Source organism: Sphingomonas sp. CCH9-E2 (assembly GCF_001557215.1).
Taxonomy (GTDB): Bacteria; Pseudomonadota; Alphaproteobacteria; order Sphingomonadales; family Sphingomonadaceae; genus Sphingomonas.
The window spans coordinates 1-9,481 of sequence record NZ_LSJM01000374.1 but is presented as its reverse complement, the minus strand read 5'-3'; the positions used below and the strand labels follow the sequence as shown (position 1 = coordinate 9,481).

Below are 9,481 nucleotides of genomic sequence, written 5' to 3'. Positions count from 1 at the left end.
CGACCTGATCGCGCAGGCGGGTGGGCCTGCCAATCGGCCGGCCGATACGCGCGTGCGGCTGGTGCGCGGTGGCCAGGCGGCGGAAATCCGGCTCGATCAGCTGCGCGTCGACAGCCCGGCCAATGTCCGGCTCGCCCCCGGCGATCATGTTCAGCTGATCCGCAGCGTGCGCTCGCTCACCGTGCTCGGCTCGGCGCGGAACGTCGCGGAGCTGGCGTTCGACAGCGACACCCTGACGCTGGCCGAGGCAATCGCGCGCTCCGGCGGGCTGGCCGATGATCGCGCCGATGCGACAGGCGTGTTTGTCTTCCGCTACGAAGCCGGGCCCGATGGCGCGTCGAAGCCGGTGATCTACCGCCTCAACCTGCTCGACCCACGCAGCTATTTCCTGTCGCAGCGCTTTGCGATGCGCGAAAAGGATGTGCTGCTGGTCGCCAATGCGCGCTCGGTCCAGTTCGGCAAGCTGGTGCAGCTGCTCAACACGCTGGTGACCCCGGCGATCACCGTCGATCTGCTGACGCGATGAGTGCGGTGGCGCAGCCCGATAGTCTGGCCTGCCTGATCGGAATCACCCCATGGAAGCGAAGGCGGGTGCGGTCGATGCTCCGCAATGCGCATGGTCCGGCCATCGCCCGCGACCCTGCGCGCGCCGTCGCGATCGCGCGGCAACGCGGCGGGGCGATCGGCTGCTGGGCGACGCGGGTGCCGCCGGGGCTGGAGCAGGCCGCGCGCGCGGCGGACGTTCCGCTCTGGTGGATCGAGGACGGGTTTCTGCGCTCGGCGGGGCTGGGCGCGGCGCTGGTTCAGCCCTGTTCGCTGACGCTGGATCGTCGCCGCCCGCATTACGACCCGACCGGGCCGAGCGATCTGGAACATTTGCTTCAGGCCGCCGAGTTCGACGCCGCGCTGCTGGCGCGTGCCGAGGCGCTGATCGCGCTGCTGCGCCGCGCCCGGCTGACCAAATATAATCTGTCCGGCGAGCCGCTGACGCTGCCGACCGACCGGCGCGTCGTGCTCGTACCGGGCCAGGTCGAGACCGACCAGTCGGTGCGGCTGGGCAATGCCGGGGTGACCGGTATGATCGACCTGCTCGCCCGCGTCCGTGCCGAGGAACCCGACGCCTTCATCGTGTACAAGCCGCATCCCGATGTGGTTTCGGGCCTGCGCGCGGGCGGCACAGGTGAGCGCGCGGCGCTCGATCATGCCGATCTGGTCGCGCCCGATGCCCGCCTGACCGACCTGCTCGACCGCGCCGACGCGGTGCATGTGCTCACTTCGCTGACCGGGTTCGAGGCGCTGGTGCGCGGTCGGGAGGTCGTGGTGCACGGCCAGCCTTTCTATGCCGGCTGGGGCCTGACGCAGGACCGCGCCCCGATCGCACGCCGGACCCGGCGGCGAACTCTGGCCGAACTGGTGGCAGCGGCGCTGATCGCCTATCCGGTCTATGCCAGTGCGCGCACCGGCACCCCGTGCAGCGTCGAGGCGCTGGCGCAGGAACTGGCCGCGCAGGGATCGGCCCCGCCGCCGACGCGGTGGCGGGCTTTGATCGGACGCCTGGCGGGACAATTCGGCGCCGCGCGCGCCATGAGCGGTAACTGACGGGGACGGAATGAGCGCGACACCGATCTACGACATCTGGCGGCTGCTTCAGCATCCGCGCACCTTCAACGAGGCGGAGATCCGCGCGCTGTGTCGCACCGCTTATTGCGGCGACCATACCGCGCTTGCCCGGGTGCTCGGTCGCTACAAGATGCTCGTCGATACCCGCGATATCGGCATCAGCAGCCATCTGATGCTCGACGGCTTCTGGGAAATGTGGGTGACCGAAGCGATGCTGCGCAGCGTCCGGCGCGGATCGACCGTCATCGATGTCGGTGCCAATCTCGGCTATTATTCGCTGCTCCTCGCCGACCTGACCGGGGCGGAGGGACGGGTGCTGTCGTTCGAGCCCAATCCGGCAATGGCAACCCGCGCGCAGCGCAGCGTCGAGATGAACGGCTATGCGTCCTTCGCCGCGGTCCACAATGTCGCCCTTGGCAGCGAAGAGGGCTATGTGACGATGGAGGTCATGACGCACCAGCCCGGCGGCGGCCGCGTCCACGCCTATGAGGGCGAGGGGATTTCCAACGCCGTCCCGCTGCGCCGGCTCGACAGCTTTCCCGATGCACGCAATGCCGAATTCATCAAGATCGATGTCGAGGGGTTCGAACAACAGGTGTGGCGTGGCATGACCGGCATCCTCGCCGGGGGCCAGCCGCTGACGATCTTCATGGAATTCACGGTATCGCGCTACCCCGACCCGCGCGGGTTTCTGGAGGAGATCATCGGTGAGGGGTTCAGTCTCGACATCATCGATTATGTCGCGGGCATCCAGCCGATCACGATCGACGCGATCTTCGCCCAGCCGCACAATATCGACCATATGCTGTGTTTCCGGCGATAAAATGGGAATGCGCGCGAAAGCCCCTGTTCATCGATCGGCGGTCAGGGTGCCGCGCATGAATGTTGTAGCGGGAGAAGCGGCATGTCGTGGATCGTCTGGCTCGCCATGTCGGTAAGTTCCGCCGGGGCGCCGCTGTCGCTGTCCTGCACCGTGGCGGGGGGTGAGAAAGCGGGGCTCGACGCACATGCGGTGTGCACGCGCTTTGTCGAGCAACTCTCTGCCGCCGCCGGGCGCCGCTATGCGCTGGTCCCTGTCGGGCAGCGGTCCGGCGACGGCATGACGGTCGCCCTGCGTGTCGTGCGGGCGGACACGATGGCTGCGGATGTGACGGTGATCGAGCGCGGACGCGCGCGTTCCATCGAAACCCGCATGATTTCGTCGTCGGACCGGTCTTTGGGGCTTGACTCTGTCGGCTCGCTAGCGCGGGATGTCGCCCGGGCGGCGGCGCTGTCGGACTGAAGCGCTGATCGGGGATTTGCACCGCCTTTTCAAGGATGTCCGGCCGGTCGGCATCCAGTGAGGGAGGCAGCGCGTGTACGGTATCTCGACCATGGTGGATGGCGTCACCGACGGCAACTTCGCCGGATTCTCGCGCATCGTCGACGGGTTCGGCGGCGGCGCGCTGCTTGACGGGTCGATCGGCACGGCGGTGGTGCAGCACGCGGAGGTGACCGCCTGCATGTGCGAGGCCTGCACCAAGGCGCGGCTCGACGATGACGACCTGCTGCCGGTCGAGGTGGCGGAGGATGCCCCCGGCGGCACCAGTTCGACCGACCCGGTCGTGTTCGGGGGATCGGTTGCCGGCGCGATCGATACGGGCGGCGACCAGGACTGGTACCGCGTCACCCTGACCGCCGGCCAGACCTACACGTTCTGGACCAATGGCGCCCAGGATCCGACCGACACGCTGCTTCGGCTGCGCGATGCGAGCGGCGGGGTAATCGTCACCAATGACGATGGCGGGCAGGATGTGTTGTCGCACATCACCTTCACCGCGACCACGACCGGCACCTATTTCGTCGATGTCAGCGGGTTCAGCAGCACCGTGACGGGCTCGTACAGCCTGTTCGCCAGCAACGGCCTGTGGAACGGATCGGATACGGTGGCAGACAACCGCACCACCACCGGCACCGTCGCGTTCAACGGGTCGACGACGGTGACGATCAACGGACTTGGCGACCATGACTGGTATGCCGTCACGCTGACCGCGGGCACGCGCTATGTGTTCGAGACGTCGGGCCAAGGCACCGTCGACACGTTGTTGATGTTGCGCGATTCCAATGGCGGCGCGCTGGGCGAGAATGACGATGGCGGCGCTGGCACCTATTCGCGCCTCGTGTTCACTCCTACTACCAGCGGCACCTATTATATCGACGTCGGCACCTGGCGCGAACAGGACCAGGGCAGCTTCACGCTGAGCTTTGGTGAAGCCCCGCCGCTGACCGTTTGGACCAACGACCAGATCGCGAACCAGCTGACCACCCTCTACTGGACCACGCCACACCATTTCGCGGTGGCCCCGGGTGGCACGCTGACCGTCGATATCACCGGACTGACGGCCAGCGGGCAGACGCTGGCGCGCGCGGCGCTGCAACTCTGGACCGACTTTACCGGCATCAATTTCGTCGAGCAGACCGGCAACGCGCAGATCACCTTTGACGACAATCAGGAAGGCGCGTTCGCCAATGCGTCGTTCAACAGCGCCGGCGTCACGTCGAGTGCGACCGTCAATGTCGGCACCGCCTGGCTGACCACCTATGGCACGGGGATCAACAGCTACTCGTTCCAGACCTATGTGCATGAGATCGGCCATGCGCTGGGCCTTGGCCATGGCGGCAACTACAACAGCAGCGCCGACTACGCGACCGACGCCAGCTATCTCAACGATGCGTGGATCACGACGGTGATGTCGTATTTCGACGCGCTCGAGAACAGCTATTTTGCCGGGCTTGGCTATACCCGCCAGTTCACGCTGTCGCCGATGGCGGCCGATGCGATCGCCGTGGCCAATATGTATGGCACGGTGACCACCACCCGCACCGGCGACACCACCTATGGCTATAACAGCAACGCCGGTCGCGACATCTACAATGCGACGCTGTATCCCAACGTCGCCTATACGATCATCGACAATGGCGGGATCGACACGCTCGACTATTCGGGTAACATCTCCAACCAGCTGATCAACCTGCGCGAAGAGGCGTTTTCGAATATCGGCCTGGGGCGCGGCAATGTCGTGATCGCGCGCGGCTCGGTGATCGAAAATGCGATCGGCGGCAGCGGCAATGATTTCATGATCGGCAACGCGTCCAACAATATTCTCAACGGCGGGACGGGGGCCGATGGCCTGCACGGCGACCGGGGCGACGATACTTATTATGTGGATCGCCAAGACGACATCGTGTTCGAGTTCGCGGGCGAGGGCACCGACACGGTCATTTCGACCAGCAACTACTATCTGTGGCAGCATGTCGAGAATCTGACACTGGCCGAGGGTGCGGGCGACATTTTCGGGGTCGGCAACGACATCGCCAATACGCTTCTGGGCAATGGCGGCTCCAACCTGCTGATCGGCGGCGCGGGCGACGATATTGTGCGCGGCGGTGCTGGCAACGATTCGCTGTTCGGCGAAAGCGGCATCGACCAGCTGTTCGGCGATGCGGGCATCGACTATCTCGTCGGCGGAATCGGCAACGACACGCTGGACGGCGGAACCGAAGCCGATGCGCTGTACGGTGAAGACGGCGACGACACGCTGATCGGCGGCTCCGACTTCGCGACCGACATCCTCGTCGGTGGCGCGGGCAGCGATATCCTGCGCGGCGATTCGGGGCTTGGCGATTATGACCGGATGGACGGCGGGTCGGGTGACGACAGCTATTATGTCGACACCCCCAATGACCTGACGTTCGAGGCGGTCGGTGGCGGCACCGATACGGTCTATGCCACGATCAACGGCGCGGGCTATTATCTCAACGCCAATGTCGAGAATCTCGTGCTCGGCGGCAGCACGCCGTTCGGCGTCGGCAATGACCTCGGCAACCGCATCACCGGAAATGCGAGCGCCAACTGGCTGCTGGGTGGCGCGGGCAACGACACCCTCAACGGCGGCGCGGGCAATGACGTTTTGTTCGGTGAAGCGGGGGCGGACACCTTCGTCTTCACGCGCGGCACGGGTGGCGACGTGATCGCCGATTTCGCGGTCGGCACCGATCGCATCGATCTGAGCGCCTATGGGCTGACGTGGCAGACGGTGATCAACTCGATGCACGAAAATGGCGGCACCACCGCCATCGATCTTGGCAATGGCGATTTCATCGTCATCAACGGGGTCGCGCGGGCGAGCCTGTCGCAGAGCGATTTCATCCTCGCCGCACCGGCGGAGGACAAGGTGCCGGTGATGGAAGGGCTGGACCGCGACCAGTTCGCCGATCTGGTCGGCGTCGACCACGCGGTCGCGCGCGACGGCGGCGTGAGCGCCTGGGAGCAGCCGCACATCGGCTGGTATCTGATCGCCTGACGCCTTCGCCCGGGCGGTCGGGTGAAGTTCGGCGCGTGATGGATCGAAGCGGCGCGTTCCGGGTTGGTTGGCAATGGACAACCAAGCCGGGACCAGCGCAGCGACACGGGGGGATCGCGCGGAACCCTTCGCTCCCGCAGCTCCCGAACGCATCGCGTCGCCGCTTGAGCTGGCGGGCCAATATTTCGACCTGTGGCAGCTGCGCGTTCCGCCACGCCACCTGAACGAGGCGGCGGTGCGCGCGCTGTGCCGCAACGCCTATCTCGGCGGCGACATGGCGGTGTGCCGCGTGCTCGGCCGCTATCGCATGTTCGTCGATACCGGCGATGTCGGTCTGTCGACCTTCCTGCTGCTCGACGGCTATTGGGAGATGTGGACGACCGAAGCGATGCTCCGCTTCATCCGCCCGGGCATGACCGCCGTCGATATCGGTGCCAACCTCGGCTATTTCACCATGGTGATGGCCGACTTGGTCGGGCCAAGCGGCCGCGTGGTGGCGTTCGAACCCAACCCGCGCATGGCCGAACGCGCGCGGCGTAGCGCGCATGTCAACGGCTTCGCCCCCTTTACCCAGATCCATGAAGTCGCTCTGGCCGACGATCCGGGCGACACGGTGATGTTCGTGCCCCCGACCGAGCCCAAAAACGCCCATTTCAGCCAGCCGATCGGCCGCGACGGCGAAATCCGCGTCCGCGTCCAGCGCGCTGACGCGTTCGATGCGCTGCGCGATGCGGACTTCATCAAGATCGATACCGAGGGGGCGGAGGACAAGGTCTGGAGCGGCTTGGAAGGCGTCCTGCGTCGCAACCGCCCGCTGACGGTGTTCATGGAGTTCACTCCGGCGCGCTACGCCGACGCGGCGGGCTTTCTCGATACGATCTTGGCCGATGGGTTTGCCCTGCACCGGATCGACTATTTCGATCCCGAAGTGGTCGTAGCGACGACGCGCGAAGCGGTGCTGTCCGCGCCGCCGCATGAAGACCAGATGCTGGTCTTGATCCGATAACGGAGCAGGGCGGGAGGCGCGCCGATTGCCTTCGCTCCGGTGCCGGTGCATGGATTGCGGACTCAACCCATTGGGGCCGTTCGATGTTCGCGTATCCCTTGCCCATTCCGGCGGTTCGGCCTGATGCATGATCGTACAGCGTCGCTCGCGGGCGGTGATCTGCGCGCCGCCGCCCACCGGCTGTTGCGCGCCGAGCAGCGGGCGATCGCCCTACTTGACGACAGCATCGACGACGCGGTGATCGATGCCGCCGCGCGGATCGCCGCGTGTCAGGGGCGCGTGCTCACCAGCGGGATCGGCAAGTCGGCGATCGTCGCGCGCAAGCTTGCCGCGACGCTATGCTCGCTCGACGCTCCCGCGCAGTTCCTGCATGCCGGCGACGCTCTGCACGGCGATCTCGGCGCAATCCGGGGTGAGGATGTCGTGGTGGCGTTCAGCGCATCGGGGGCGAGCCGCGAACTGGTCCGCGTGGTAGAACATGCCCGTCATCTCCGCGCCGCGACGGTCGCGATCACCGCCTCCAGCCATGCGCCGCTTGCGTTGCTCTGCGATCATGTCCTGCTGATCCCGCAGTGCGACGAGGGCGGCGGCGACTATGCCGCGCCGATGGCATCGACGATCGTGTCGATGGCGATGGGCGACGTGCTCGCCCTGCTCGTCGCGCAGCTGCGCGGGCATCGGCGCAGCGACATGCACGCGCTGCACCCCGGTGGCGATCTCGGGCGCAGGCTGCGTCCGCTGGCGCAGATCATGGTCGGGGGCGACCGATTGCCGCTGGTTCCCGCCCAGGCAAGCGGTGCCGAAGTGGTGCGGGAGATTACCGCCAAGGGGCAGGGCATTGTCGGCGTCACCGACGCGGCGGGCCAGCTGGTCGGGGCGATCAGCGACGGCGATATCCGGCGGCACGCGATGGACCTGGCAACGCGTTCGGCCAGCGCGTTGATGACCCCGCACCCGGTCACCATCGACGCCGCAGCCGATGTCTCGCAGGCGCTCGACCTGATGCGCATGCACCGGATTTCGACCCTGTTCGTGGTCGATGCCGGGCGCGCGACCGGTCTGGTCCATATTCAGGATCTGCTGCGTGCCGGCATCCTCTGACGCGCCGCCGCCGCGCGTGCTGGTGGTGGTGCCCGCGCGCTATGCGTCGCAGCGTTTCCCGGGCAAGCCGCTCGCCCCGCTCTGCGGTCCTGACGGCGTGTCCAAGCCGCTGATCCAGTGGAGCTGGGAAGCGGCGATGGCGGTGCAGGACCGCGCGCAAATCATGGTCGCGACAGACGATCCCCGGATCGCCGACGTCGTGCACAGCTTTGCCGGTGCGGTCGCGATGACCGCGACCGATCTGCGCAACGGCACCGAGCGTTGTGCCGCGTTGCTGGAAGGGCTGGATGAAGCCCCCGATCTGGTGATCAACCTGCAGGGCGATTCCCCGCTGATCCCGCGCGCCGCGCTCGATGCGCTGATCGACGCATGGATCGCCGCGCCCGCGCCGGTGCTCACCCCCTGGATCGCGTGCGATACCATGCTCGGCGGGCTGCTGGTCGCGGAGCATGCGGCGGGACGGATCGGTGGCACGACCGTGGTGGCGGATCACAGCGGTCAGGCGCTGTACTTCTCCAAACGCCCCATACCCTATGGTCCCGGGGAGGGGCTGAAGCTCCATCTCGGCCTCTACGCCTACACGCCCGACGCGTTGCGCCGTTATGCCGCGCTGCCGCCGGGACCGCTGGAGCTGGCCGAGGGGCTGGAGCAACTGCGCTTCCTCGAACAGGGCATCCCGATCCGGCTCGTCGAAGTGGCGCGCCCGCCTGCGGGCTTTTGGGAGGTCAATAATCCCGAAGACGTGGCGCTGGTCGAACGCGCCCTGGCGGCGCGCGCATGACGGACGCTTCCCCCCGGCACCATTCCCCTGTATTTGCTGAGGTCAGACCGGGGACTGGCGTGGCGAGATGATGAATTTGCGAAGCCGCCTCGGCGAATCCGAACTGCGCGATGCGTTGCGGCGCGTGCGCGGCGGGTTGTGGGGGATCGTCGCGCTTAGCGCGATGGTCAACATCCTGATGCTGACCGGGTCGATCTATCTGATGCTCGTCTATGACCGGGTGCTGCCGGGGCAGCATCAGGCGACCCTGATCAGCCTGTTCCTGATGGTGATCATTGCCTTCGCCTTCTACGGCGCGTTCGACGTGATGCGCGCGCGCATGCTCGCGGATGTCGCGGCATCACTCGACAACAGCCTGATCGGGCGGGTGCAGCAGATCGAGGGGCGCGTCGCGCTCGAACGCCCCGACGCCAAGGAACTGGTCAGCCCGACCCGCGATCTCGATCAGCTGCGCAGCTTCATCGCCAGCGCCGGGCCGCCCGCGCTGATCGACCTGCCCTGGATCATCTTCTTCCTGCTCATTCTTACCCTGGTTCATTACTGGCTGGGCGTGGTGACCGTGCTGGGCATGCTCGTGCTGGCGGGTCTGACCGCTGCGGCGGAGCGGATCAACGCCCGCCACCTCACCGC

The 9,481-nt window shown here is 66.6% G+C and carries 8 protein-coding genes and 1 pseudogene; all 9 read left to right on the top strand.

Annotation, left to right across the window (positions count from 1 at the left end; all coding sequences use genetic code 11):
• Positions 1-526 (top strand): SLBB domain-containing protein (locus AX681_RS22625; protein ID WP_231735001.1); only part of this gene is annotated, 526 nt, incomplete at its 5' end.
• Positions 527-600: 74 nt separating this feature from the next.
• Positions 601-1,599, top strand: a complete 999-nt coding sequence (locus AX681_RS17340; RefSeq protein WP_066660560.1) for a capsular polysaccharide export protein, LipB/KpsS family — start codon at positions 601-603, stop codon at positions 1,597-1,599.
• Positions 1,600-1,609: 10 nt separating this feature from the next.
• The gene (locus tag AX681_RS17335) at positions 1,610-2,443 is read left to right on the top strand and encodes an FkbM family methyltransferase (RefSeq protein WP_066660564.1); all 834 of its coding nucleotides are present in this window, start codon (positions 1,610-1,612) and stop codon (positions 2,441-2,443) included.
• Between the two features lie 81 nt (positions 2,444-2,524).
• A complete protein-coding gene (locus AX681_RS17330) occupies positions 2,525-2,902 on the top strand; it encodes a hypothetical protein (protein ID WP_066660567.1) in 378 nt (125 codons plus the stop codon).
• Positions 2,903-2,975: 73 nt separating this feature from the next.
• The gene (locus tag AX681_RS17325) at positions 2,976-5,963 is read left to right on the top strand and encodes a M10 family metallopeptidase C-terminal domain-containing protein (protein WP_156442759.1); all 2,988 of its coding nucleotides are present in this window, start codon (positions 2,976-2,978) and stop codon (positions 5,961-5,963) included.
• A 73-nt stretch (positions 5,964-6,036) separates the two neighbouring features.
• The gene (locus tag AX681_RS17320) at positions 6,037-6,969 is read left to right on the top strand and encodes an FkbM family methyltransferase (protein WP_066660572.1); all 933 of its coding nucleotides are present in this window, start codon (positions 6,037-6,039) and stop codon (positions 6,967-6,969) included.
• A gap of 123 nt (positions 6,970-7,092) precedes the next feature.
• Positions 7,093-8,070 (top strand): KpsF/GutQ family sugar-phosphate isomerase, encoded by a 978-nt coding sequence (locus tag AX681_RS17315; RefSeq protein WP_066660574.1) that lies wholly within the window; start codon positions 7,093-7,095, stop codon positions 8,068-8,070.
• Positions 8,054-8,851, top strand: coding sequence for a 3-deoxy-manno-octulosonate cytidylyltransferase (locus AX681_RS17310; protein ID WP_231733750.1), 798 nt, complete (start codon positions 8,054-8,056; stop codon positions 8,849-8,851). The genes AX681_RS17315 and AX681_RS17310 overlap by 17 nt, the downstream gene beginning before the upstream one ends.
• 67 nt (positions 8,852-8,918) lie before the next feature.
• Positions 8,919-9,481 (top strand): annotated as a pseudogene (locus AX681_RS17305) (hypothetical protein); the annotation flags it as partial.

What these genes read in the sequence shown, in the direction of transcription:
- AX681_RS17340 (WP_066660560.1), top strand. Translation starts at nt 601, where the DNA reads ATGCTCCGCAATGCGCATGGTCCGGCCATCGCCCGCGACCCTGCGCGC.
- AX681_RS17335 (WP_066660564.1), top strand. Translation starts at nt 1,610, where the DNA reads ATGAGCGCGACACCGATCTACGACATCTGGCGGCTGCTTCAGCATCCG.
- AX681_RS17330 (WP_066660567.1), top strand. Translation starts at nt 2,525, where the DNA reads ATGTCGTGGATCGTCTGGCTCGCCATGTCGGTAAGTTCCGCCGGGGCG.
- AX681_RS17320 (WP_066660572.1), top strand. Translation starts at nt 6,037, where the DNA reads ATGGACAACCAAGCCGGGACCAGCGCAGCGACACGGGGGGATCGCGCG.
- AX681_RS17315 (WP_066660574.1), top strand. Translation starts at nt 7,093, where the DNA reads ATGCATGATCGTACAGCGTCGCTCGCGGGCGGTGATCTGCGCGCCGCC.